The following is a 23,545-nucleotide window of genomic DNA, read 5'->3' as shown; positions in this document are numbered from 1 at the left end:
CGCCGGGGGGGCTCCGGAGCGGGCGGCAGGCGCTTTTCGTCGCAGCCGGGCACCACCAGCGTGGCGAACGGGCGCGCCAGGATCTGCGGCAGCGGCACGACGAACACCGAGGCGCTGCCGTCGTGGCCGGGCCGGTAGCGTGCGGCTTCGAGCACCTCGTCCACCCAGCGCGTGAACTCGGCCAGCGCCATGGGCCGCCCGGCGCTCGCCAGCCCCTCCAGATCGGAGGGCAACCCGTCCTGCAGCCGCAGCTCTGCCAGCACGCGCTCCCCCGCGGCGTCGGCCTGCAGCGCCTCCCATTGCCCCGTTGCCTGCAACAGTTCGCGCAATGCGGCCAGCCATGCCGCCAACGGCCTCGCGGCCTGCCAGGGCGTGCGCCAGGCGTGTACCTGGGCGATGAGCGCTCGCACCGCTTGCGTTGCAGACGGCATGGCATCGCTGCGTTCCTCGATGGCCGACCAGTGGCCGGTGCCGGCCCTGCGCAGCCATTTCTCGGCCGCGCCCACCGCCTGGGGACTGGCGACCGGCACGTGCTTGAGCCAGTCCAGCACGGTGTCGGCGGAGGCGTTCCAGGCACAGGCCCGCAGCGCCACCATGGCATGGGACGCCGCGCGCGTGGTGGACAAGGTCCAGCCGTTTTCGTCGTGCACGGCCACCCCGCGGCCCCGCAGCAGCGCGCTGATGCGGCGCGTCAAGGCCCGGTCGATCGCGGCCAGGGCCAGCGGAGCCTGGCCCTGCGCCAGGCGGTGCAGCACGCACGCCGCCGCGCGTTGGGCTTCATCCTCGGCATCGGCGGCCTCGTGCAGGAACACCTCGCCGAGCGCGGGAAGCGCCGTTTCAGGCGGCGCACCGAGCGGCAGGGACAGCGCGCGGTCGCCCCACCGGGTGCAGAGCGTCTTGGCCAGCGGATCGGCCTGAAAGCCGTCGAGCACCACCAGCGCATCCACGGCCGATCGCGTGCCCGGCTCGAACAGCACGTCCGTTGCGTGGCGGGAGGCCAGCACCCATTCGAGGGCGATGCGCGCCACCGCCGCCTCGTAGCGCAGTGCCGCGCCGTCGCCTGCGGTGGGCATCAATTCGCGCGCGCCCACCGCCCAAGCGTCGCGCTCGGACGGCGGCACGGCGCAGACGACGCTGGCCAATTGGGCCGCCGCCTCCAGCAGCGGCGCGGCCAGCACGTCGCGCTGCTCGGTCAGGCCGACCCGATCGAGCAACGCGCGCGCCGTGAGGGTGTCGCGCCCCATGTCGTGCGAGAGATCGTCGCCTTCCGGCACGAAAGGGGCGATGCGGGAGGCCCAGTTCCGGGTGGTCTCGAACCGCGGCGCGAAGCCGTCGGGCACGCAGCGCGCCCATTCGCGCTGCGCCTCGGCCATGAGCTGGGCGTACGGCACCAGCACCACGGTGGCCGCGGGGTGCGCGCCAGTGCGCCGGATGTGGACCTGCACCCGGTCCAGCACCGGGCCCCAAACGCTGCCGGGCGCATCGTTTTTCGCTATGACTGTCATAGCGGTGGAGGCCGCGGCCACACCGTGGGGCGGGAAATATCTTTCTGTCACAATCCCCTGACTTTATCCGGACCCGCCCACCTCAACTTGCTCCACAAAGGAATGTGCCATGGCAAGCGAACTCATCAAACACCTTTCCGACGCCAGTTTTGAAACCGATGTGCTGCAACCGGGCACCACGGTGCTGGTGGATTACTGGGCCGAATGGTGCGGCCCCTGCAAAATGATCGCGCCCATCCTGGACGAAGTCGCCAACACCTACAAAGACAAGCTGACCGTCGCCAAGATGAATGTGGACGAGAACCGCGAAGTGCCTGCCAAGTTCGGCATCCGCGGCATCCCGACCCTCATGCTGTTCAAGGACGGCCAGTTGGCCGCCACCAAGGTTGGCGCGATGAGCAAGACGCAGCTCACCGCGTTCATCGACCAGCAATTGGCCTGATTGGTGGCTTTCGGGGCTGGCGCGGGCGGCGGCCTGGTCCGCAGCACGCCACCCCGCCCGCAAGCATTGTTCGATGGCAGCGATCTTGCTGCCCGGGCCTTGGCAAACCGGTTTTTTTTCCTGTCATAATCGCCGCAGATCATCGCGTCCGCATGCACTGGCGGCCGGTTCCAGATCCCCAGGCCATCCGAGGTCCGCAAACAGCGGCAGCCCGGCTCCCGGCCTCCCCCCTGATTCAAATCCGCTCCGTTCAGGAGTCACCCCATGCATTTAAACGAACTCAAGGCACTGCACGTGTCCGAAGTGCTCAAGCAGGCCGAAGAGCTGGAGATCGAGAACACCGGGCGCATGCGCAAGCAGGAGCTGATGTTCGCGATCATCAAGAAGCGCGCAAAGGCCGGTGAGCAGGTCTTCGCCGACGGTGTGCTGGAAATCCTGCCGGATGGCTTCGGCTTCCTGCGCAGCCCCGACACGAGCTACACCGCCAGCACCGACGACATCTACATCTCGCCCAGCCAGGTCCGGCGCTTCAACCTGCACACCGGCGACATGATCGAAGGCGAAGTGCGCACCCCCAAGGACGGGGAGCGCTACTTTGCGCTGACCAAGCTCGACGCGGTCAACGGCGGCCCGCCGGAGCAGAACAAGCACAAGGTCATGTTCGAAAACCTGACGCCGCTGTTCCCCAAGGAGCAAATGAAGCTCGAGCGGGACATGAAGGGCGAAGAGAACATCACCGGCCGCATCATCGACATCATCGCCCCCATCGGCCGCGGCCAGCGCGCACTGATCGTCGCACCGCCCAAGAGCGGCAAGACGATGATGATGCAGCACATCGCGCACGCCATCACCGCCAACAACCCCGACGTTCACCTCATGGTCCTGCTCGTTGACGAGCGCCCCGAGGAAGTGACCGAAATGCAGCGCACCGTGAAGGGCGAAATCATCGCCTCCACCTTCGACGAGCCTGCCGCACGCCATGTGCACGTGGCCGAGATGGTGATCGAGCGGGCCAAACGCCTGGTCGAATTGAAGAAGGACGTGGTGATCCTGCTGGACTCCATCACGCGCCTGGCCCGTGCCTACAACAACGTCGTGCCCTCCTCCGGCAAGGTGCTGTCGGGCGGTGTGGATGCCGCTGCGCTGCAGCGCCCCAAGCGCTTCTTCGGCGCGGCGCGCAAGGTGGAAGAAGGCGGTTCGCTGACCATCATCGCCACGGCGCTGGTCGACACCGGCAGCCGCATGGACGAAGTGATCTTCGAAGAATTCAAGGGCACGGGCAACAGCGAAATCCACCTGAACCGCCGCCTGTACGAAAAGCGCGTGTTCCCGGCCATCGAGCTCAACAAGAGCGGCACCCGCCGCGAAGAGCTGCTGCTGCCGCCCGAGATCCTGCAAAAGACCCGCATCCTGCGCCAGTTCATGTACAACATGGACGAGATCGAGTCGATGGAGCTCATGATCAAGAACATGAAGGCGACGAAGACCAATGTGGACTTCTTCGACATGATGCGCCGCGGCGGTTGATTTTTTGCCGTCCGTACTGGGTGGCTTGCGCCGCTCCCGTGTACATCCAAAAGCCCCGCAGGCCATTCGGCCTGCGGGGCTTTTTGCTGAAGGCAGCGCCCTTTTCCGTCAAGTACCGGACCACGCTGCGGCGGACGATCCCAGTGCAGGCGCAGCCGATTCCCAGTGCATCGCCATGCCTTCGATGGACAGCGGCGCCAGCAAGCGCCTGGCTGGCCCCCAGGCGGTGGCTTCGATCTCCGGACACTGGTCATGCAAGGCCTCGGGCAACAGCGGCTCCCGGTCCAGCGACGACGGCGCCTGTGCCAGCCAGTGGGCGGTTCGCGCCAGCGACGCCCGTACCTCGCAGCCCTGACCTGTCTGCCGGCGGTGCGCCAGCGCCTTCAGGGCCGCGGCCGCCATCAGGTAGCCGGTGGCATGGTCGATGGCCTGCACGGGCAGTGGCACCGGCACCTGCTGCCCGGTCCGGCGAATGCCTTCCTCGGCAATGCCGGTGCTCATCTGGATGAGGCTGTCGAAACCCCGGCGTCCGCGCCACGGGCCGCTCCACCCATAGGCGTCGAGCGAGACATCGATCAATCCGGGATGGACCGCGCGCCGCCATGAAACGCCCAGCCCCAGCCGCTCCAGGGCCTCCGGCCGCAGCCCGTGTACCAACACGTCGGCCTGGCGCAGCAAATGCTCGAACACCGCGCGGTCGGCGGCCTGCCTCAGGTCCAGGCGCGCGCAGCGCTTGCCCAGAACCACCTCGGGCACGGTGCCGGGCTCTTCCCAGCCCGGCGGGTCGATGCGCAGGACCTCGGCACCAAAGCCGGCGAGGAAACGCGTTGCCACCGGCCCCGCCAGGATGCGGGTGAGGTCCAGCACACGCACGCCATGCAGCGGGCGTTGCGCCGTTCCCACCCAGGCGCGCTCGGGCCCCTCCGCTCCAAAGGCCACGTGGAGCAAAGGCTCCGCCTGGACGGCGCGACCCTGGGGATGGGACGACCATTCGTCCAGGCTTCGCATGGCGGCGGCACAACCGCCCTGCTCCACGATGGCGAACTCCAGATCGCTCGCACGCCAGCCAGCGACCGCCTGGGCCGCCGACTCCCGGTCAGTCACCCCGCCGAGCACCGCCAGCGCCGCGGTACGGTGGTGCGGCGCATTGGTGTGCAAGCGGATCCATCCATCCGCAGCTTGGTAGTCGCCTGCGATGGCATCCCACAGCGGTGCCAGGGCCCAGCCGATCGGACGCAACGATCCACCGAACCAGAAGGACGCCAGCCGCCGATCCACCCGAACCTGCGGCACCAGTGCGCGGGAAGGTGCCGCGACCTCCGCCAATGCGAGACCGGCCACCGCCATCGAGGCACTGGCCAGGTCGGTGACGGGAAAGACCGATGGCAACTGCCCTGCGTTCGTGAAAGACAGCGCATCCATCGGATCCGTTGTGCCGCCCAGGCCCTTCCAAAGCGTGCGCGCGAAATGGGTGAGTGGCGCAGAAGGGGGCAAAGGAGCGCAGGAATGGGGGGACATGGTGGGCCTCAAAAACGATGCATCAGCCTAGATCAACCCATTAAATTGTCAATATTGATTTATATTTTCAACATGAAACCATTCCACACCAGGAGTCCCGATGCCTGTCTATCTCTCCGCCCCTGAGGCCGCTGCCCGCCTTGGTGTTTCCCGACAGACGCTCTACGCCTATGTGAGCCGGGGCCTGCTGCCAGCCCACGCGGGCGACAGCACCCGCGAGAGCCGATACCTGCAGCAGGACGTGGAACGGCTCGCCGGCCAGCGCACGCGGGGCCGCAAGCCGAAGGAGGTGGTCAAGGCGGCGCTGGACTGGGGCTTGCCGGTGCTGGAGTCCTCCATCACATTGATCGAGGATGGGCAGCTTTACTACCGTGGAGAAAACGCCATCCCGCTGGCAGCCGCCTGCACCGTGGAAGACCTCGCAGCCCGGCTGTGGCGCTGGCCCACCGCATCCGCTTTCGGCTCCGACACACCTGCCTGGCCCCGGGCCATGGCGGCATTGCAGCCCTGTCTGGCCGGGCTGCGGCCCGAAGACAAGCTGCTGCCGCTCTTTGCCGCGGGCAGCGAGGACGTCCACACCGCTGTGTGGCAGACGTCGCCCGAGCGGCTGGCACAGGGATGCGGTGCGCTGGTGCGGCTGCTGGCCGCGTGCCTGCTGGGCACGGCACCCGAAACGGCCCCGATCCATCAACAATGCGGCGCGGCATGGGGGCTGGACCCCAAGGGGGCGGACCTCATCCGCCAGGCGCTCGTGCTTTGCGCCGACCACGAACTCAACGCGTCCAGCTTCACCGCCCGCTGTGTGGCCTCCACTGGCGCGAGCCTGCGGGCCGCGGTGATCGGTGGTCTGGCCGCGCTCACGGGCAGCAAGCACGGCGGCACCACCGCACGCGTGGAAGCCCTCTGGGACGAGTTGGACAACGCCGTGCCAGAACAACGCCTGCGGCAGCGCCTGGCACGGGGAGAGGACCTGCCAGGCTTCGGCCACCACCTTTATCCGCAAGGGGATGTGCGCGCCGAATGCCTGCTGCGCCCACTGCTGCCGCACAACGAACGCTTGCAGCGCTGGATCGCGGAGGCCCAGGCCTTGACAGGCCAACGGCCTTCGATCGATTTGGCGCTGGTCGCCCTTCGGCGCCATCTGGCGCTTCCGGAAGGAGCGGCCTTCGGCCTGTTCGCCCTCGGGCGGTCCATCGGCTGGGTGGCCCATGCGCTGGAGCAGCGCGAAAGCGGGCAGCTCATCCGGCCGCGCGCTGCGTACAACGGACCGCGGCCGGCTCAGCCCACGGAGAATCGCCGCTCCAACGCGCTGTAGCCCAGGCCGACGCCCTTGTGCACGCGAATCTGCACGGGGATGCGTTCCTTGAGGGCCTCCACGTGGCTGATGATGCCGATGGTCTTTCCGCTGGCGTTGAGGGTGTCGAGCGCATCCAGGGCGGTCTCCAGTGTTTCTCCATCCAGCGTGCCGAATCCCTCGTCAAGAAAAAGCGAGTCGATGCTGGCCTTGTGGCTCACCAGGTCGGAAAGCGCCAGCGCCAACGCCAGGCTCACCAGAAAGCTCTCGCCGCCCGACAGGGTGCGGGTGTCGCGGGCCACATCGGCCTGCCAGGTGTCGATCACCTCCAGCTCCAGTTCGCCCGCAGAGCGGCGGCCCAGCCGGTAGCGCCCGTGCAGCCGCCCCAGTTGGCGATTCGCCAAATGCACCAAGTGGTCCAGCGTGAGGCCCTGAGCGAACTTGCGGTATTTGGCGCCATCGGCAGAGCCGATCAGCCCATTGAGGTGCTGCCACAGATCATGGTCGGTCTCCTGGGCCTGGATCTGTGCCAACAGCGCTTGCAAGCCATCGCGGCGCTGCGCATCGTCTTGCAGCCGGCTCGCGATGGCACCCTGCTGCTGCTGCGCCAAGGTGAGCTCAGCCTCCCACTGCGCCATCAGCGCGGTCAGATCCTCTGAACTCCGCTCGGTGAGGGGAAGGGCTTGCAGCTCCGCCAAGGCTGCGTCAGCGGCAGCCTGCAAGGCGTTCGCCTCGGTCAGCGCCTGCTGCCGCTGCCCCAGCCGTGCGCGCAGCGCTTCGCGCTCCGGCTCGGCCATGCCCGCCGCGTGAAAAGCGGTTTCATCGGCGAAGGGGCTGAGCGACAGCGCCTGCGCCCAATCCTGCTCGGCCTGGACCTGGGGCACCTGCACCTCGGCATGCCGGCGCTGCAAGGACTCCAGCATGCCTTGCAGCGTGGCCAGCTCGTTCTCTGCCGCACGCCAGAGCGCCTCGGCTTGTTTGACCGCCTGTGCCAAGTCTGCGGGCCCGGATTCGGGATCTTCCCGCAGCAGGGCATCGACCTCGGCCCGCGTGCCAAGCGCTCCCACGGCCGCCCAACGCTGGGCGGCCTCCCCCGCCATGTCGGCCACCTGTTTCAATGCCGATTCACTGGCCGCCAATGCCTGAAGGCGCGCTTGCGCCGCCTGCCACGCGCGATGTTCTTGCACACGCTGCTGCAGCCAGTCCGCCCCATCGCTGGGCAGCGCGTAGCCCAACGTTTGCAATTGGCTCGCCAGCGCCGCTTCGGCCTCAGCGTGCTGGCTCTGCTGCTGTTGGAGGTGCCGCGCCAACTCGTCCGCACGCCCTCGGGCCGCCTGCAGATCCTTGTCCGACAGGGCCCGCTGCTGCAGGGCCGCGCGCTCGGCCTGTTCGGCCTGTTGCCATGCGGACAGCGTCTCGTCGAGCCGCGTTCGTGCCTGGACGATCTCCGCCCATCGCTGTTGCGCGGCTTCCAGCTCGGCCGCGTACCGGGCCTGGGTATCGACAATGGCCTGGGCGTCCACGGCATCCACCGGCCAGTCAGTGGCCGCGCAACATGCCTGCCACTGCGCCAGCCACTGTGCCAAAGCCTGCTCTCCTTCGGCGATCTGCTGCGCCGCCTGATCGCTCTGCGCCTGCAGCGCGGCCAGGCGGGAGCGCCGCGCCTGCCCTTGCTCGGTCACCTCGTCGCGCTGCGCGCGCAGCATCTCCAGTGCGGACTGGGTCGCGGAAACGTCCAGCGCCTCGTAGGCGTCGACGGCGGGATGGGTGGTCGATCCGCACAGCGGACAGGCTTCGCCCGGCTGCAAATGGCTGCGATGCGCCTCCAGGGCCTGAATGCGCTGCTCTTGCGCCAGGAGCTTTTCCTGGTCCTGCACTTGCCGGTGCAGGCTGGCATAGCGATCGCGCAGCGACTGCACGGCCTGCGCTTCGTCCGCCTCCTGCCGCTGCCGCTCCGTCTGGGCCGCCATCCATTGCGCCTGGCGCGTTCGGGATTGCTGCCATGCGCTCAGGCTCTGGCCCAGGCGCTCCCAGGCATGGCTGCGCTCCAGCAGTTGCAACGGGGCATCGCGCCATGCGGATTCTTCACGCCCCATCGTCAGGCGCTCATGGGCCTGGCGCGCTGCCTCGGCCTCCTGTTGCGCCTGGTTCAAGGCCGCAGCAGCACGTTGGCATGCCTGTTCATGGCCGGCGCGCTGCGCCTCCAGCGCCTGAGACTCACTGCCTTGTTTTTCCTGGCGCACCCGGGCTTCGGCCAGTGCCTGCAGCCGGTGCGCACGGGCGCCGAATTGCTCGCGCCATCCGCTCAACCATTCCCCCAGTTGGGCGTGCTGGGGCACCGCCGCGAGTTCTTGGGACAGCGTCTCGCGGGCCCGCACAACATCCTGCCATTCGTCTTCGCGCAACCGGGCCAGGCGCTGGCTGTCGCGCTGCACCTGGCGAAGCGCTTGGGCGCAGCGATCCACCGCCTGACCATGCCGCACCTGCGCGTCATCCCGTTGCCGAACCACGGCCACCGCCTCATGCAACGCGGCCTGCCATGCGGCATGGACCGGCTGCAGCCGCGCAGCGGGCTCGCTGGCGGCAAGGCGCAGGCGTTCTTCGGCACCGGCATCCCATTCGGCCTGGGCTTGCTCCCGATGCCGCACCGCCTCGTCACGCCGCATCTGGGCGCGGTCCTTGTCCGCCAGCCACTGGCGCTCGCGGGCGGTGGCCTGTCGCTGCGCCTGCAGCGCCTCGGCATGCAAGGCAAGGCTGCCGGCTTCGCCCGCCAGCGTGGCGCGCGTGGCCTCGTCCAGCAACTCCACGCCGCCGGCACGGGCCCGCAGTTGCTCCAGCACCGCGCGAGCGTCGCGGGCGCTCTCGAACACCCGCTGCGAAATCTGCCCGTAGATATCGGTCCCCGTCAACTCCTCCAGCAACTCCGCACGCTTGCCAGCGCTGGCTTCGAGGAAGGCAGCAAAGCCGCCCTGCGCGAGCAGCATGGACCGGGTGAAACGCTCGAAATTGAGCCCGGTGAGCACTTCCGTCTGGCGCAGCTTGTCCTGCACCCTGGTAGTCAAGATTTCGCCTCCGCCTCCGCCTCCGCCTTCGCCGCGGACCTGGGCCACCAATTCCACCTGCACCTGCTGCAAGGCCCCGTCGGGCTTGCCGTGTGCCCTGCGCTGGCTCCAAAACGACCGGTAGCGGGCGCCGCGAACTTCGAACTCCACTTCCGCCAGGCATTCCGCGGTGTGCCGGGTCATGACCTCGTTGCCCCCTTGGGACACGCCGGCGATGCGCGGCGTCTGGTGGTAGAGCGCCAGGCAGATCGCATCGAGGAGGGTGGTCTTGCCCGCCCCGGTGGGACCCGTGATGGCGAACAGGCCGTTGCCGGCAAAAGGTGCCGCGGTGAAGTCGATGCGCCATTCGCCTTTGAGCGAATTCAGGTTCTTGAGGCGCAGGCTCAGGATTCTCATGGCGCGGGCCTTTCCTGCAGGTCGGCCAGGACGGTCCGGTACAGCGCCGAAAGCCGCTCCTCCAGTGCCGGTTCGAGCGATTGGGCCGCCAGCCGGCGGGCAAAGACTTCTGCCGGGCCCAGTTCATCGAGGGTTTCTCCCGCAGCGGCATCCAGCGCGGTGGGAAGCACATTGCGGGCCCTGCGCACACGCAGGATCTGGATCGGCAGGCCTTCCGCCATCTGGGCCACGCGCACCTGCAGATCGGCAAGGTAGTCGTCATGGGCCACTTCCACCTCGACCCACACCGGCAACGAATCGCTTGCGCGGCTGGCGGCTTCGGCAAATGCCGCCGGCAGTTCCGCCAGGCGGCAGCGCACGCTGGCCAGCGGCTGAAAGCAGGGCACCGGCAGCGGCGTCACGCACTTCAGGCCCGCCAGGTCGAAATCGACCAGCAGCACTTCCTTGCGCTGGCGCGCCTCGTCGAAGCTCAGCGGTATCGGCGATCCGCTGTAGCGCACATGCTCCAGCCCTCCGACCTTTTGCGGCTGGTGGATGTGGCCCAGGGCGATGTAGTCGGCCGGTGGAAATGCGTTGGTGGGAAAGGCTTCCAGCGTGCCCACATAGATTTCGCGCACCGATTCGCTGGCGCTGGCGCCAACGGTGGTGAGGTGCCCCGTCGCCACAATGGGCAAGCCGCCCAGCGCGGCGCTGCGCTCGACGGCCAGGGCATGCAAGGCCTGGTAATGGGCACGGATGGATGCCTGCAACGCCAATTGCTTGTCGGCCGCGCTTTGCCCGGGCTGGCTCAGCAGCAGGTCCCGCGGGCGCAAGAACGGCACGGCGCACAGCACGGCTCCCGGCACGCCAGCCCGTGTATGAAGCACCAGCACCTGGTCTTCGGGCCGCTCCGCCATGCCTGGCACCACCCGCGTATTGAGATGCGCGAGCAAGCTGCGGCTTTCGCCGAGCACGGAAACGGAGTCATGGTTGCCGCCCAGCACGACGAATTGCGCCCCGGCGTCGCGCAACGCCAGCACGCAGCGGTTGTACAGTTCGCGCGCATAGCTCGGAGGGGCGCCGGTATCGAAGACGTCGCCTGCCACGATCACGGCGTCCACCGCCTGCGCGCGGACCTGCTGCGCCAGCCAGTCGATGAAAGCCAGGTGTTCGGCTTGTCGTGTCTGGCCCATGAAGTGTTGGCCCAGATGCCAGTCGGAGGTATGCAGGAGGCGCAATTCGTGGCTTTTGGAGAAGTTCTGGAATGGCAATGGTCTCACTTTGGCAGGCCTATGCAATAATCGAAGGCTAATTTCCGCGGAAAGTGCGACGCAATGGGTGCGGCGTGGCTACCGCAGCAGCCCCTGAAAGGACCATGCCATGAAAGAAGGCATTCACCCCAATTACCGCGAAGTGTTGTTCGTGGACCTGTCCAACGGTTTCAAGTTCGTGACCCGCTCCTGCGTGAACACGAAGGAAATGGGCAAGACCGATGACGGACGCGAACTGCCTCTGTTCAAGCTGGACACCTCCAGCGAATCGCATCCCTTCTACACCGGTACGCAAAAGTCCGTGGACAACATGGGCGGCCGCGTGGAGAAGTTCCGCAACCGCTTCGGCAAGACGACCGCAGCGAAGTAATCGGCGGACAACGATGTGTGCAGGCCCTGGCCTGCGGTGCCGCAAGGCAGCCGGCCTGCTACCGCAGACCGACAACACCGTTTGAAGAAAGGCAGCCCGGCTCGACCGCGCTGCCTTTTTCTTTGTCTTTTTGCCCGTATTCTCGGGCGTCCTTTTCCGTCACCAGAACGAGCCGAGTGATCCACCCCACCCCTGCCATCGTCACCCAAGGCGCAGTCCGCCCGCTGCCGCGCTGGGCGCTCTTGCTGCTGTGCCTGGCGTATGTGGTGCCTGGGTTCGTCATGCGAGACCCCTGGAAGAACGCCGACGTCACCGCCTTCGGCTACATGCTCGAGCTGGCGCACGGCACAACGGCATGGCTGTCCCCTTCGCTGGCCGGAATGCCCCCCGAAACGGAAGGCCTGCTGCCCTATTGGCTGGGGGCGCTGGCCCTGCAGATCGCCCCCTCCTGGCTTTCACAGGAAATGGCAGCGCGGCTGCCCTTCATTGCCCTGCTGGCAGCCACCCTCGTAGCCACCTGGTACGGCGTTTACTACCTGGCAAAAAGTCCGGGTGCCCAGCCGGTGGCTTTTGCATTCGGCGGCGAGGCCCTGCCCGCCGACTACGCCCGCGCCATGGCCGACGGCGGATTGCTGGCCCTGCTGGCCTGCCTGGGCCTGGCGCAGCTGTCGCACGAGATCACCAGCTATCTCACCCAACTGGCCTGCACCGCCCTGCTGTTCTTTGCGGCATCAGCCCTGCCCTATCGCACCGCACTGCCCACGGCGGCCGCCGCGCTCGGGCTGATCGGACTGGTGTTGAGCGGGGCGCCCACCATGGCCGCCCTGCTCGGTGCGGGCAGCGCCTTGCTGGTGCTGCGCACAGCCGACCACGAACCGCGTTCGAGCCGCACCTGGGCGCTGGCCTTACTGGGCCTGACGGTGGTGGCCGCCTTGCTGGCCTGGAAGCTGAACCTCTGGCGCTGGCGCATCGTGGGCAGCGCAGAGGGCGCGAAGGATTGGCAAAGCCTGCTGCGCCTGCTGACCTGGTTCGCGTGGCCGGCCTGGCCGTTGGCATTGTGGACCCTTTGGCGCTGGCGCCACCAGATCACCAGCCGCGCCATGCACCGCCATCTGCTGCTGCCGTTGTGGTTCACCATGGTCACGCTGGGCGCCACCATCACCACCCAGCCCGCCGACCGCGCCTTGCTGCTGGGGCTGCCGGCCCTCGCGGCGTTGGCGGCGTTCGCGCTGCCCACACTGCGCCGCGCCATCGCTTCGCTGATCGACTGGTTCACTTTGCTTTTCTTCAGTGCTTCCGCCATCACGATCTGGGTGATCTGGCTGTCGCTGCAGACGGGCGTGCCGTCCAAACCGGCGGCCAACGTGGCCCGGCTGGCCCCAGCGTTCGTGCCGCACTTTTCGGCCGTCGCTTTCACGCTCGCGCTCATTGCCACCGCTGCATGGTGTGCGCTGGTGTGGTGGCGTGCCTCGCGCGACCGGGCCGTGATCTGGAAGAGCCTGGTGCTGCCAGCCAGCGGCGCCACGCTGGGCTGGCTGCTGCTGATGACGCTCTGGCTGCCACTGCTCGACTATGGTCGCAGCTATCGCCCGCAGATCAACAGCCTGATGGCCGTGCTGGGCCCGCAGCCGGGCTGCATCATCACCCATGGCCTGAGCCGTGCCCAGGTGGCGGCGCTCCAATACCACGGCGGCCTTTCGCTGCAGCCGACCGACGGCCGCCGGCTGCCGGCTGCGTCCGATTGCCAGTGGCTGGTGGCCGACAGCGAAGCCCAGCCACCCGGCGGCGACATCGCATCGCCGCCAGAGTGGTCGCGAGTGACTCAGCTCCCCCGGCCCACCGACAAGAACGACCAACTGTTGGTGCTGCGGCGCGCGGCCACGCTGCGGTAATGTCCGAACGCGCCACCATCGCGCGGCATGCCGGCACCGTGCTGGCCGGGCAGCTGGCGGTCATGGCGTTCGGCGTCACGGACACCATCGTGGCCGGCCGGCATTCCGCCGCCGCCCTGGCAGCCCTGTCGATCGGGTCGGCGATCTATGTCAGCATCTATGTGGCGCTCATGGGCGCGCTGCAGGCCCTCCTGCCGGTCTGGGCCGAGCAGCGCGGAGCGGGAGAACGGGAAGGCATCGGCCGAACGGTGCGGCAGGCGCTGTACCTGTGCGCCATCGCCTGCGCGATGGGCATCGTGGTGCTGGTGTCGCCCGGCGCCATCCTGCGGTGGACCCAAGTGCCCGAAGCGCTGCGCGCCGTGGTGGGCAGCTACCTGGGCGTGCTGGCACTGGCACTCCCCCCAGCCCTTCTTTTCCGGATCTACAGCACGCTCAACCAGGCGCTGGGGCGCCCCCAGCTGGTCACCTGGCTGCAGGTGGGCTCGCTGCTGGTCAAGATTCCCTTGTCGATCTGGTTCACCTTCGGCGGTGCCGGGCTTCCAGCGCAGGGCGCGGTGGGCTGCGCCTGGGCCACCCTGGTGGTCAACTACGCGCTGCTCGTTGTGGCGGCCTGGCTGCTGAATACCCAGCCGCTGTACGCGCCGCTCGCCCTGTGGCGGCGGCTGGAAAAACCGGACTGGGCGCAGATCGGCCGCTTCGCCCAATTGGGCGTCCCGGCGGGGCTGGCCATTTTGGTGGAGGTGACGTCATTCACGCTGATGGCGCTCTTCATCGCCCGGCAAGGCAACATCGCGGCGGCGGCGCACCAGATCGCGTCCAACCTCACCGCCGTGCTGTACATGGTGCCGCTGTCGTTGTCCATTGCCACCAGCGCACGGGTGAGCTTCTGGCGCGGGTCGGGCGACGAATCCCGCGCCCGTGCGGCAGCCTGGATGGGTTTTCGCCTCTCTGCCGTAATAAGTATTGCCTTGGCAGCTATTCTTTTCATAGCAAAAGGGCATATCGCACCGTTCTACACGTCTTCGGACCAAGTCGCCTGGCTCACAGCCTCACTGCTGGTCTGGGTATCGATCTATCACGTCGCCGATGCGCTGCAAACGGTCTGCGTTTTCGTCCTTCGCTGCTACCGCATCACGCTTGCGCCGCTGGTCGTCTATTGCGTGCTGCTGTGGGGCGGCGGACTGACCGGAGGTTACCTGCTGGCCTACGAAGGTGCCCTGGGATGGGAGGCCCTTCGATCACCATCGGCATTCTGGGGGGCCAGTGCCGCGGCCCTCATCACGACCGCCATGGTGTTCGTCACGATGCTGGCCAGGGCGCTCAGGCCTGGGCAACCGCTCCCGCCTCCAGCACAGTGACCGGGCGACGGCTCTGCACCCGGCCCGCAGGAAAGGTGACGGAAAAGACCGAGCCCTTCCCTACCGTGCTCGAAATGTCGAGCGATGCCGAATGGCGCTGCAAGACATGCTTGACGATGGCCAGCCCCAGGCCCGTGCCCCCGGTCTCGCGCGAGCGGCTGCGGTCCACGCGGTAAAAGCGCTCCGTCAAACGGGGCAGATGCACCGCCTCGATCCCTGGACCCGTGTCGCGCACCGTAAAGCGTGCGCTGCCATCCTCCAGCGTCAGCCATTCGACGGTGATGGAGCCACCGGCAGGGGTGTACCGGACCGCGTTGCCGATGAGGTTGGACAAAGCGCTCTGCAACTCGGCCGGCACCCCACCCAGCTGGCCTGCCGCGCGCATGGTTTCCAGCGAAGGGAACTGGATCGTGTGCGGCCGGGGCTGGTTCTGGGTGAGCAAGGCGGACAGGCCCCGGGCCTCGTCCTCACAGCGACGCAGCAGCACCTCCACCGGTGTCCATTCAGTGATGCCGGGCAACGGGCTCCCTTCCAGGCGCGACAGGGTCAGCAGGTCCTGCACCACGCTTTGCATGCGTGCTGCCTGCTGCGACATCATGCCCAGGTAGCGGGAACGCTCTTCGGTGGAGAGCGGCAGCGTTTGCAGCGTCTCGACAAAGCCCGTCAACACGGTGAGGGGGGTTCGGATCTCATGCGACACGTTGGCGACGAAATCCCGGCGCATGGCTTCCGCCTGCTCGAGCGCCGTCACGTCGCGCGACAGCAGCAATTTGCGCCCGTCGCCATAGGGGTGGAGGTGCACCGAGATGCGCACCGGCCGGGAGGCCGTGCTGTCGCGGCCCTGCAGCACGACATCGTGGGAGAAATCCTGGCTGGAGTAGTAGGCGCTGAAGTCCGGATCGCGCACCAGGTTGCCGATGGATTGCATGACGTCGCGCTGCGCGTCGAACCCGAACTGGCTGGCGGCGATGTGATTGCACCATTCGATGCGCCCCTCACCGTCCAGCAGCACCACGCCGTTGGGCGTGGCCTGGAGCGCCGCCAGAATTTCCTGCAGCCGCGCGTCGCTCGCGGCCACTTCCGCCTGGCTTTGGCGCAGCAGCCGCCGCGCGCGATCGGCCGCCTCGCCCCACAGGCCACGCAGGTTGGGTGCCCGGGCCAGATCGCCCTCACGCAGCCACGCCACGACGCGCGCGCCGCGCAACAAATCCCAGATGAACCACACCCAGGCCGCCAACGCCGCCGCCAGCATCGCCCCCCACGGTCCGCCCTGCCACCACCCCACAGCCAGACCCGCCAACTGAAAGGAGAAAAAGAAGAAAAAGCGCCAAGCCATGTCGTGCAGTACGGGTCAGAGGGCGCGGCGCGCCCGGCGCCGCAAAGCGAACGTCAAGCCCGCATCAGTGCCGGAGGCTGTGCCGTGAGGCGATACCCCGCGCCGCGCACCGTTTCCACCATGGCACCGGCCACGCCCAGGGCCTCCCGCAGGCGCTTGACGTGCACATCGACGGTACGCTCTTCAATGAAGACGTGGTCGCCCCACACCTTGTCCAGCAACTGGGCGCGGCTGTGAACGCGCTCGGGGTGCTTCATCAGGTAGTGCAGCAGCTTGAACTCGGTCGGGCCGATCTTGAGTTGCTGCCCCTGGAAGGTCACGCGGTAAGTGGCGGCGTCCAGTGTCAATTCGCCGATGGTCACGCTGTCGCTGACCTGTTCGGGCGCACGGCGGCGCAGCACGGCGCGGATGCGCGCCAGCAGCTCCTGGGTGGAAAACGGCTTGGTGATGTAGTCGTCGGCACCGGCATCCAGGCCAGCGACCTTGTCCGGCTCATCGCCGCGCGCCGTCAGCATGAGGATGGGGATGGGCTTGGTGCGCGCATCGGCGCGCCACTTGCGGGCGAGCGTGAGACCGCTTTGGCCGGGAAGCATCCAGTCCAGCAGGATCACGTCGGGCAGCACCGCGTCCAGCTCGCGCTGGGCGGATTCGCCGTCTTCCGACCAGATCGGCTGAAAGCCGTTGTGCCGCAGGTTGACCGCAATCAGTTCGGCGATCGCGGGTTCGTCCTCGACGATGAGTACACGGGGAAGTCTCTTCATGGCTATGCACCGCCCTTCAAAGCACGGCGGACTCGATCTGGTCCAGTGCAGTATGGCGCACGTCCTTGCCTTTGACGAGGTAGATGATCAGTTCGGCAACGTTCTTGGAGTGGTCACCGATGCGTTCGATCGCCTTGGCGAGAAAGAGCAGGTCCAGACTGGCCGAAATAGTGCGCGGGTCTTCCATCATGTAGGTGATGAGCTTGCGCACGAAGCCGTCGAATTCCTTGTCGATGAGGTCATCCTCCTTGAGGATCGCCACGGCCGCCTTGGTGTCCAGGCGGGCAAAGGCATCCAGCGTCTTGCGCAGCAGGCCGGAGGCCAGATCTGCCGCCACCCGCAGATCGCTGGTGGGCAGCAGCCGGGCAGAGCCGCTTTCGATGATGGACTTCACCATGCGCGCCATCTTGTTGGCCTCGTCGCCCATGCGCTCAAGATTGGCGGTGGCCTTGGAGAAGGCGATCAGCAGGCGCAGGTCACGCGCGGTTGGCTGGCGGCGCGCGATGATGGACGACAGCTCGTGGTCGATCTCCACTTCCATCGCGTTCACGCGGTGCTCGGTGGCAGCCACCTGGTCGGCGGCTTCCACGCTGAACTGCGAGAGTGCGTAGATGGCCTGGCGGATCTGCGATTCCACCAACCCGCCCAGTTCCATGACGCGGGCGGAAATGCTGTTGAGTTCGCTGTCGAACTGCGAAGAAAGGTGCTTGTCGGGCATGTTGTCGCTCCTCAGCCGAACCGGCCGGTGATGTAGTCCTCGGTTTCCTTGCGCTGCGGCTTGAAGAACATCTGCTCGGTTTCGCCGAACTCCATCAAGTCGCCGAGGTACATGTAGGCCGTGTAGTCGCTGCAGCGCGCAGCTTGTTGCATGTTGTGCGTCACGATGACCACGGTGTAGTCGTTCTTGAGTTCTGCAATCAGCTCTTCGACCTTGGCGGTGGAAATGGGGTCCAGCGCTGAGCATGGTTCGTCCAGCAGCAGCACTTCGGGCTTGATGGCAATGCCACGGGCGATGCACAACCGCTGCTGCTGCCCGCCGGACAGGCCGGAGCCGCTCTGGTGCAGCTTGTCCTTCACTTCATTCCACAGGGCCGCCTTGCGCAGCGCCCACTCCACGCGGTCGTCCATGTCGGTGGCGTTCAGGCTCTCGAAGAGCTTCACGCCAAACGCGATGTTGTCGTAGATCGACATGGGAAACGGCGTGGGCTTCTGGAACACCATGCCGACCTTGGCACGGATCAGCGCCACGTCCTGCTTGCTGGTGAGCAGGTTCTCACCGTCCAGCACGATCTGGCCTTCGGCGCGCTGCTCGGGATACAGCTCGAACATGCGGTTGAAGGTGCGCAGCAAGGTGGACTTGCCGCAGCCTGACGGACCGATGAAGGCAGTGACCTTCTTTTCCGGAATATCGAGGTTGATGCCCTTGAGGGCGTGGAACTTGCCGTAGTAGAAATTCAGGTCGCGGACCGTGATTTTCGGCGTCTCGGACACAGCGGGCGTTGGGGAGGGCATGGTGTCTTCCTTGTATTGCTTACTTCTGGCGCGTGAGCACGCGGGCCAGGATATTGAGGCCGAGGACGGCGACGGTGATCAGGAACACCCCTGCCCAGGCGAGTTGCTGCCAGTTCTCGTAAGGGCTCATGGCGAACTTGAAGATGGTGACCGGCAGGCTGGCCATGGGCTTGCCCAGGTCGGCATTCCAGAACTGGTTGTTGAGCGCCGTGAACAACAGCGGTGCGGTCTCGCCAGCGATGCGGGCCACCGCCAGCAGCACACCGGTGATCACGCCGGCCCGGGCAGCCCGCAGCGTCACCATGGTGATCACCTTCCACTTCGGCGTTCCGAGCGCATAGGCCGCTTCGCGCAGGCTGGCAGGCACCAGCACCAGCATGTTCTCGGTGGTGCGGATGACCACGGGAATCACGATGAGCGCCAGCGCCAGGATACCGGCATAGGCGGAAAAGCTTTTGAACCGGGCCACGACCACCGCGTACACGAACAGGCCGATGACGATGCTGGGTGCCGAGAGCAGGATGTCGTTCACGAAGCGGGTCGTGGAGGCCAGCCAGCCGCGCGTGTCGTATTCAGCAAGGTACACACCGGCCATGATGCCGATGGGGGTGCCGACGAACGTGGCGAGCGACACCATCACGAGCGAGCCGAAGATGGCGTTGGAGATGCCGCCGACCTCGTTGGGCGGGGGCGTCATCTGGGTGAAGAGCGCCAGGCTGAGTCCGCCGATGCCCAGGCGGATGGTTTCCCAGAGAATCCACACCAGCCAGAACACGCCAAACACCATGGCGGCGAGCGAGAGCGTCAGGGCGATGTTGTTCACACGCTTGCGGCTGTCATAGCGGCGCTGGCGCACCTGCGCCATTTCAGCGGCCGTGATGAGGGTTTGAGACGTGCTCATGCGCGGGTTCCTTCGTTCTTTTGAAGGCGGGACAGCAGCACCTTGGACAGGGCCAGTACCACGAAGGTGATGAAGAACAGCACCAGGCCCAGGTAGATGAGCGAGGCCTGATGCAGGCCTTCGCCGGCTTCGGCGAACTCGTTGGCCAGTGCGGAGGTAATGCTGTTGGCGGCTTCGAAGACCGACAGCGAATTGAGTTGGTTCATGTTGCCGATCACGAAGGTCACGGCCATCGTCTCGCCCAATGCACGGCCGAGGCCCAGCATCACGCCCCCCAGCACACCCGTCTTGGTGTAGGGCAGCACAACCTTCCACACCACCTCCCAGGTGGTGGAGCCCAGCCCATAGGCCGATTCCTTGAGCAGCGCAGGGGTGACTTCAAAAACATCCCGCATCACCGCTGCGATGAACGGAATGATCATGATGGCCAGGATGATCCCGGCCGAAAGGATGCCGATACCGACCGGGGGGCCGGACACCAGGGCGCCCAGATAAGGAATACCGCTGAACAGCGACTGCAGCGGCTGCTGGACCCAGGTGGCCAGAATGGGGCCGAACACCATCAGGCCCCACATGCCATACACGATGGAAGGAACCGCCGCCAGCAACTCGATGGCCGTGCCCAAGGGACGCTTGAGCCAGGCGGGCGAGAGTTCCGTCAGGAACAGCGCAATGCCGAAGCTCACGGGAACGGCGATGAGCAACGCGATGAACGATGTGGCGAGCGTGCCATAGATCATCACCAGGCCGCCGTAGTCGTTCTGCACGGGGTCCCACACGCTGCGCGTGAGGAAGGTCAGGCCGTACTTCTCGATCGAAGGCCAGGCACCGACCACGAGCGACAACAAAATACCCACGAGCAGCGCCAGCGTGAGCAGGGCCGCACCGCGGGCGAGAAAGCCGAAAACCCGATCGGCCATCACGCCCGACAGGAGCGGCGACCGCGGGGGCGGCGTGGTACGGGGAGCCTCGGCGCGAACCGGCATCGAGGACGACTGACGTACTGGCATGGTGCTGGACACTGCTGTGCCTTCCATAAGAAAAAACGAACTGGTGGCCCGCGTCGGCGGGCCACCATGGGATCACTTCAGCGAAACGGCTTTGCCGGAAGTGTCCTTGATGTCACCCCAGGACTTGATGATGACGTTCTTCACGGAGTCAGGCATGGGCACGTAGTCCAGGTCCGCCGCCGTCTTGTCGCCCGACTTGTAGGCCCACTCGAAGAACTTGAGCGAGGTGGTTGCCTGCGCGGGCTTGTCCTGCGTCTTGTGCATCAGGATGAAGGTGGCACCCGTGATCGGCCATGCATCCTTGCCTGGCTGGTTGGTGAGGATCTGATAGAAGCTCTTGGCCCAGTCGGCGCCGGCAGCGGCGGCCTTGAAGGCGCTGTCTTCCGGCGACACGAAAGCGCCGTCCGCATTCTGCAGCTGGACGTAGTTCAGCTTGTTCTGCTTCACATAGGCGTATTCCACGTAGCCGATGGAGTTCGGCAGACGGCCCACGAAAGCGGCAACGCCTTCGTTGCCCTTGCCGCCGGCGCCGGTGGGCCAGTTCACCGCGGTGCCCTCACCCACCTTGGACTTCCACTCGGCATTCACCTTGGACAGGTAGTTCGTGAAAATGAAGCTGGTGCCCGAGCCGTCCGCACGGCGGACGGGAGCGATGGCGGCGTCCGGAAGGTTCACGCCGGGGTTCAGCGCCTTGATGGCCGCATCGTTCCAGTTCGTCACCTTGCCCAGGTAGATATCGCCCAGCACTTGCCCACTCAGCTTGATCTGGCCGGGCGAGATGCCCTTGATGTTCACCACGGGAACCACGCCACCAATCACGGTGGGGAACTGCAGCAGGCCTTTCTTGGCCAGTTCATCGTCTTTGAGGGGCGCGTCGGACGCACCGAAATCCACCGTCTTGGCTTCGATCTGGCGCAGACCGGCACCCGAGCCCACCGACTGGTAGTTGATCTTGACGCCGGTGGCCTTGTTGTAGTCGGCTGCCCACTTGGAGTACAGCGGTGCGGGGAAACTCGCGCCAGCACCCGTGGCTTCCTGCTGGGCCCAGGCGCTGGAAAAAGCGCCGGCCGCGACCACACCAGACACCAGAATCCGAATCACAGACAGTTTCATGTAGGAACCTCTTGGTTGAAAGAATCAGTGAGGCGACTCTAGAAGCGCTTTATGACACCATCGTGACACCCCCTGCAAGCTGTCATTTGCGATTTTCAGAGGCACATCCGTCTTTGCTTGTCACGCAATCGTCATCATTGCTGCGTAGCCTCCGGCGCACCGACACCGTCGGCAACCCTTCGGAGAACCCAACATGTACCGCCGCTACGTCTTTCCTTTTCTGCTTGCTGCCCTGACTGCCGCGACGCTGAGCGCTTGTGCCACGGGCCCCAGCGCCTCCAGCCCCATTCCCGCCGCGCTGGCGGCAACCCCCTCCATCAGCACCTTCCGCACGCTGGCCACGCAAGCCGGTCTGGCGGATACGCTGGCTGCCAACGGCCCTTACACGGTCTTCGCCCCTTCCGATGAAGCGTTCAAGGCTGTGCCAGCCAAGACCATGGCAGAACTCCAGGCTGATAAATCCAAGCTGCAGGCGGTCTTGAACTACCACATTGTTCCCAAGCGGCTGAAGGCGGCCGACATCCAGCCTGGCTCGGCGAAAACCCTGCAAGGCAGCGAGATCACACTGTCGCGCGCCGGCACCTTCGTGACCGTGGAAGATGCGATGGTCGTTCAAGCCGACATTCCCGCCAGCAATGGGGTGGTGCACGTGGTCGACCGCGTGCTGATGCCACCAGCCAAGAAGTAACTGAATCGACATTGCAGGAGGGGCGGCATCCCCTGCCCTTCCTGGCACAGCTCCGATGCGCCATCGACTGGAGAGGCAGGTGCTATGCTGCCCCGCCTGAAAACCAGCGCGCCTTGCGCAACAACATGCACGACGGAACACTGCTTGCCGCTGTGGATCTCGGATCCAACAGCTTTCGCCTGGAAATCGGGCGTTTCGAACACGGCCATATCCAGCGTGTGGAATACCTCAAGGAAACGGTTCGCCAGGGCAATGGCCTGGATGAAGACCGCAACCTGACCCCCGAGGCGATGCAGCGTGGTTGGGACTGCCTTGCCCGCTTTGCAGAACGCCTGACCGCCTTCGAACCCCATCACGTCCGCGCCGTCGCCACGCAGACCCTGCGGGAAGCGCGCAATCGCGAGGTGTTTCTCCAACGCGGCAGCGACATCCTGGGCCACCGGATCGAGGTGGTTTCGGGTCCTGAAGAAGCCCGCCTGATCTATCAAGGGGTCGCTCGGCTGCTTCCGCAGTCCGACGAACGTCGGCTGGTCGTGGACATTGGCGGAAGATCCACCGAACTGATTCTGGGGCAGCAATTTTCGGCGCGTGCCGTCGCATCCTATCGGGTGGGCAGCGTGGCCTGGTCCAGCCGGTATTTTCCGGAAGGCATCTTCACGCCCCAGGCATTCCGGACGGCCGAGATTGCGGCCCAGGCTGTGCTGGACGAAGCGCTCAACATCTACCGGCCGGACACCTGGGACGTGGCTTACGGGTCGTCTGGCACGGTCGGGGCGGTGGGGGACGTTCTTGCCGCGGCAGGCCATCCCGGCGGACTCATCACGCGCCAGGGGCTGGATTGGCTGCAGGAGCAACTGCTGCGTGTCCGTTCCGCAGACAGGGTGCGCATGGAGGGGCTCAAGGAAGAACGCCGCAGCGTGATCGGCGGCGGCCTCAGCGTGTTGCGCGCCATTTTCGAGTTACTGCAGATCGATCAGATGCAGGTGGCGCAAGGGGCATTGCGCCAAGGAGCGCTGTACGACCTGCTCGACCGTGAACTGCCGGAAACGGACTTGCGATCGTCCACGGTGCGAGGGCTGATGCACCGGTTCGCGGTGGACATCGATCACGCGGAGCGGGTGGCAAAGACGGCCTGTTGGTTGTTCACGCAAGCGTGCCGCAAGCCCTGCGAACGTGCCGAGCGGAAACTGGCCTGGGCCGCGCAGTTACACGAAGTGGGATGCCGCATTTCTCACAGCGAGTACCACCACCATGGCGCGTACATCCTGGACCATACCGACGCCGCCGGCTTTGCGGTATGGGAACTGCACCGGCTGGGACTGCTGGTGAAAGGCCATCGGGGGAAGGTCCGCAAGCTCGAAGCCGACCTTGACGATCCCGACCTGGCGCTGCAGTTGGTCTGCCTGCGCATCGCCGTGGCGCTTTGCCACGCCCGCCGCACGCCCGACATGCAAGGGTTGTCGCTTTCCCAGCAGGGCAATCGATTCGCTTTGTCCACACGCCCCGGCTGGTCGGCCGCGTATCCACAGTCCGCTCATCTTCTTCGAGAAGAAAGCACGGCCTGGATCAAAACGCCTTGGGAGTTCGCCGCCGAGCTGCAATGATGGACA

18 protein-coding genes and 1 pseudogene are annotated in these 23,545 nt (G+C 66.2%); 8 read left to right on the top strand and 11 right to left on the bottom strand.

All coding sequences use genetic code 11. The features are described from left to right. Positions 1 to 1,505: pseudogene (locus AC27KI_RS02690) on the bottom strand (PD-(D/E)XK nuclease family protein); the annotation flags it as partial. A 109-nt stretch (positions 1,506 to 1,614) separates the two neighbouring features. Between AC27KI_RS02690 and trxA the strand changes: the two are divergent. Both trxA and rho read left to right on the top strand, forming a co-directional pair. After that, a complete protein-coding gene (trxA, locus tag AC27KI_RS02685) occupies positions 1,615 to 1,947 on the top strand; it encodes a thioredoxin TrxA (protein ID WP_272568977.1) in 333 nt (110 codons plus the stop codon). A gap of 264 nt (positions 1,948 to 2,211) precedes the next feature. After that, positions 2,212 to 3,474, top strand: a complete 1,263-nt coding sequence (gene rho / locus AC27KI_RS02680; RefSeq protein ID WP_272547856.1) for a transcription termination factor Rho — start codon at positions 2,212 to 2,214, stop codon at positions 3,472 to 3,474. 108 nt (positions 3,475 to 3,582) lie between these two features. On the opposite strand, the gene AC27KI_RS02675 is transcribed toward rho, so the two are convergent. Continuing rightward, the gene (locus tag AC27KI_RS02675) at positions 3,583 to 4,992 is read right to left on the bottom strand and encodes a CoA transferase (RefSeq protein WP_487112490.1); all 1,410 of its coding nucleotides are present in this window, start codon (positions 4,990 to 4,992) and stop codon (positions 3,583 to 3,585) included. A gap of 100 nt (positions 4,993 to 5,092) precedes the next feature. Between AC27KI_RS02675 and AC27KI_RS02670 the strand changes: the two genes are divergently transcribed. Continuing rightward, a complete protein-coding gene (locus AC27KI_RS02670; protein ID WP_487112488.1) occupies positions 5,093 to 6,307 on the top strand; it encodes a citrate/2-methylcitrate synthase in 1,215 nt (404 codons plus the stop codon). Here AC27KI_RS02670 and AC27KI_RS02665 read toward each other — a convergent pair. Both AC27KI_RS02665 and sbcD read right to left on the bottom strand, forming a co-directional pair. Further along, positions 6,271 to 9,744, bottom strand: a complete 3,474-nt coding sequence (locus tag AC27KI_RS02665; protein ID WP_487112486.1) for an AAA family ATPase — start codon at positions 9,742 to 9,744, stop codon at positions 6,271 to 6,273. The genes AC27KI_RS02670 and AC27KI_RS02665 overlap by 37 nt on opposite strands. Next, positions 9,741 to 10,961, bottom strand: a complete 1,221-nt coding sequence (gene sbcD, locus AC27KI_RS02660) for an exonuclease subunit SbcD (protein ID WP_487112484.1) — start codon at positions 10,959 to 10,961, stop codon at positions 9,741 to 9,743. The genes AC27KI_RS02665 and sbcD overlap by 4 nt, the downstream gene beginning before the upstream one ends. Positions 10,962 to 11,103: 142 nt before the next feature. Between sbcD and AC27KI_RS02655 the strand changes: the two genes are divergently transcribed. The 3 genes from AC27KI_RS02655 to AC27KI_RS02645 all read left to right on the top strand — a co-directional run bounded on the left by AC27KI_RS02655 (position 11,104) and on the right by AC27KI_RS02645 (position 14,614). Next, the gene (locus tag AC27KI_RS02655) at positions 11,104 to 11,364 is read left to right on the top strand and encodes a type B 50S ribosomal protein L31 (RefSeq protein ID WP_272568968.1); all 261 of its coding nucleotides are present in this window, start codon (positions 11,104 to 11,106) and stop codon (positions 11,362 to 11,364) included. A 176-nt stretch (positions 11,365 to 11,540) separates the two neighbouring features. Beyond that, complete coding sequence (locus AC27KI_RS02650) at positions 11,541 to 13,256, top strand: hypothetical protein (RefSeq protein ID WP_487112482.1); 1,716 nt, start codon at positions 11,541 to 11,543, stop codon at positions 13,254 to 13,256. Next, positions 13,256 to 14,614, top strand: a complete 1,359-nt coding sequence (locus AC27KI_RS02645; protein WP_487087452.1) for an MATE family efflux transporter — start codon at positions 13,256 to 13,258, stop codon at positions 14,612 to 14,614. The genes AC27KI_RS02650 and AC27KI_RS02645 overlap by 1 nt, the downstream gene beginning before the upstream one ends. Here AC27KI_RS02645 and phoR read toward each other — a convergent pair. The 7 genes from phoR to pstS all read right to left on the bottom strand — a co-directional run bounded on the left by phoR (position 14,577) and on the right by pstS (position 21,247). Next, positions 14,577 to 15,950 carry a phosphate regulon sensor histidine kinase PhoR gene (gene phoR, locus AC27KI_RS02640; protein ID WP_284403800.1) on the bottom strand — a complete coding sequence of 458 codons (1,374 nt, stop codon included), beginning with the start codon at positions 15,948 to 15,950 and terminating at the stop codon, positions 14,577 to 14,579. The genes AC27KI_RS02645 and phoR overlap by 38 nt on opposite strands. A gap of 53 nt (positions 15,951 to 16,003) precedes the next feature. After that, the gene (phoB, locus tag AC27KI_RS02635; RefSeq protein ID WP_272568962.1) at positions 16,004 to 16,711 is read right to left on the bottom strand and encodes a phosphate regulon transcriptional regulator PhoB; all 708 of its coding nucleotides are present in this window, start codon (positions 16,709 to 16,711) and stop codon (positions 16,004 to 16,006) included. Between the two features lie 16 nt (positions 16,712 to 16,727). After that, positions 16,728 to 17,429, bottom strand: a complete 702-nt coding sequence (gene phoU, locus AC27KI_RS02630; RefSeq protein WP_272547863.1) for a phosphate signaling complex protein PhoU — start codon at positions 17,427 to 17,429, stop codon at positions 16,728 to 16,730. 11 nt (positions 17,430 to 17,440) lie between these two features. Continuing rightward, positions 17,441 to 18,223, bottom strand: a complete 783-nt coding sequence (gene pstB / locus AC27KI_RS02625; RefSeq protein ID WP_272547864.1) for a phosphate ABC transporter ATP-binding protein PstB — start codon at positions 18,221 to 18,223, stop codon at positions 17,441 to 17,443. Positions 18,224 to 18,242: 19 nt separating this feature from the next. Beyond that, the gene (gene pstA, locus AC27KI_RS02620; protein WP_272568960.1) at positions 18,243 to 19,124 is read right to left on the bottom strand and encodes a phosphate ABC transporter permease PstA; all 882 of its coding nucleotides are present in this window, start codon (positions 19,122 to 19,124) and stop codon (positions 18,243 to 18,245) included. Further along, positions 19,121 to 20,134: a phosphate ABC transporter permease PstC gene (pstC, locus tag AC27KI_RS02615; RefSeq protein ID WP_272569680.1), complete on the bottom strand. Its 1,014-nt coding sequence runs from the start codon at positions 20,132 to 20,134 to the stop codon at positions 19,121 to 19,123. The genes pstA and pstC overlap by 4 nt, the downstream gene beginning before the upstream one ends. Before the next feature lie 72 nt (positions 20,135 to 20,206). Beyond that, the gene (gene pstS, locus AC27KI_RS02610; protein WP_284428543.1) at positions 20,207 to 21,247 is read right to left on the bottom strand and encodes a phosphate ABC transporter substrate-binding protein PstS; all 1,041 of its coding nucleotides are present in this window, start codon (positions 21,245 to 21,247) and stop codon (positions 20,207 to 20,209) included. Between the two features lie 193 nt (positions 21,248 to 21,440). On the opposite strand from pstS, the gene AC27KI_RS02605 reads away from it, so the two are divergent. Together AC27KI_RS02605 and AC27KI_RS02600 are read left to right on the top strand one after the other, a co-directional pair. After that, a complete protein-coding gene (locus AC27KI_RS02605) occupies positions 21,441 to 21,935 on the top strand; it encodes a fasciclin domain-containing protein (protein ID WP_284428544.1) in 495 nt (164 codons plus the stop codon). 125 nt (positions 21,936 to 22,060) lie between these two features. Beyond that, a complete protein-coding gene (locus AC27KI_RS02600; protein WP_317360263.1) occupies positions 22,061 to 23,539 on the top strand; it encodes a Ppx/GppA phosphatase family protein in 1,479 nt (492 codons plus the stop codon). Positions 23,540 to 23,545 lie beyond the last annotated feature (6 nt).

This window comes from Acidovorax sp. KPB24-03 (genome assembly GCF_057546605.1).
Note: the sequence above shows the minus strand (reverse complement) of the source record. Positions and strands in the feature narration are given on the sequence as shown.

What these genes read in the sequence shown, in the direction of transcription:
- trxA (WP_272568977.1), top strand. Translation starts at nt 1,615, where the DNA reads ATGGCAAGCGAACTCATCAAACACCTTTCCGACGCCAGTTTTGAAACC.
- rho (WP_272547856.1), top strand. Translation starts at nt 2,212, where the DNA reads ATGCATTTAAACGAACTCAAGGCACTGCACGTGTCCGAAGTGCTCAAG.
- AC27KI_RS02675 (WP_487112490.1), bottom strand. Translation starts at nt 4,992, where the DNA reads ATGTCCCCCCATTCCTGCGCTCCTTTGCCCCCTTCTGCGCCACTCACC.
- AC27KI_RS02670 (WP_487112488.1), top strand. Translation starts at nt 5,093, where the DNA reads ATGCCTGTCTATCTCTCCGCCCCTGAGGCCGCTGCCCGCCTTGGTGTT.
- AC27KI_RS02665 (WP_487112486.1), bottom strand. Translation starts at nt 9,744, where the DNA reads ATGAGAATCCTGAGCCTGCGCCTCAAGAACCTGAATTCGCTCAAAGGC.
- AC27KI_RS02655 (WP_272568968.1), top strand. Translation starts at nt 11,104, where the DNA reads ATGAAAGAAGGCATTCACCCCAATTACCGCGAAGTGTTGTTCGTGGAC.
- AC27KI_RS02645 (WP_487087452.1), top strand. Translation starts at nt 13,256, where the DNA reads ATGTCCGAACGCGCCACCATCGCGCGGCATGCCGGCACCGTGCTGGCC.
- phoR (WP_284403800.1), bottom strand. Translation starts at nt 15,950, where the DNA reads ATGGCTTGGCGCTTTTTCTTCTTTTTCTCCTTTCAGTTGGCGGGTCTG.
- phoB (WP_272568962.1), bottom strand. Translation starts at nt 16,711, where the DNA reads ATGAAGAGACTTCCCCGTGTACTCATCGTCGAGGACGAACCCGCGATC.
- phoU (WP_272547863.1), bottom strand. Translation starts at nt 17,429, where the DNA reads ATGCCCGACAAGCACCTTTCTTCGCAGTTCGACAGCGAACTCAACAGC.
- pstB (WP_272547864.1), bottom strand. Translation starts at nt 18,223, where the DNA reads ATGCCCTCCCCAACGCCCGCTGTGTCCGAGACGCCGAAAATCACGGTC.
- pstA (WP_272568960.1), bottom strand. Translation starts at nt 19,124, where the DNA reads ATGAGCACGTCTCAAACCCTCATCACGGCCGCTGAAATGGCGCAGGTG.
- pstC (WP_272569680.1), bottom strand. Translation starts at nt 20,134, where the DNA reads ATGCCAGTACGTCAGTCGTCCTCGATGCCGGTTCGCGCCGAGGCTCCC.
- pstS (WP_284428543.1), bottom strand. Translation starts at nt 21,247, where the DNA reads ATGAAACTGTCTGTGATTCGGATTCTGGTGTCTGGTGTGGTCGCGGCC.
- AC27KI_RS02605 (WP_284428544.1), top strand. Translation starts at nt 21,441, where the DNA reads ATGTACCGCCGCTACGTCTTTCCTTTTCTGCTTGCTGCCCTGACTGCC.
- AC27KI_RS02600 (WP_317360263.1), top strand. Translation starts at nt 22,061, where the DNA reads ATGCACGACGGAACACTGCTTGCCGCTGTGGATCTCGGATCCAACAGC.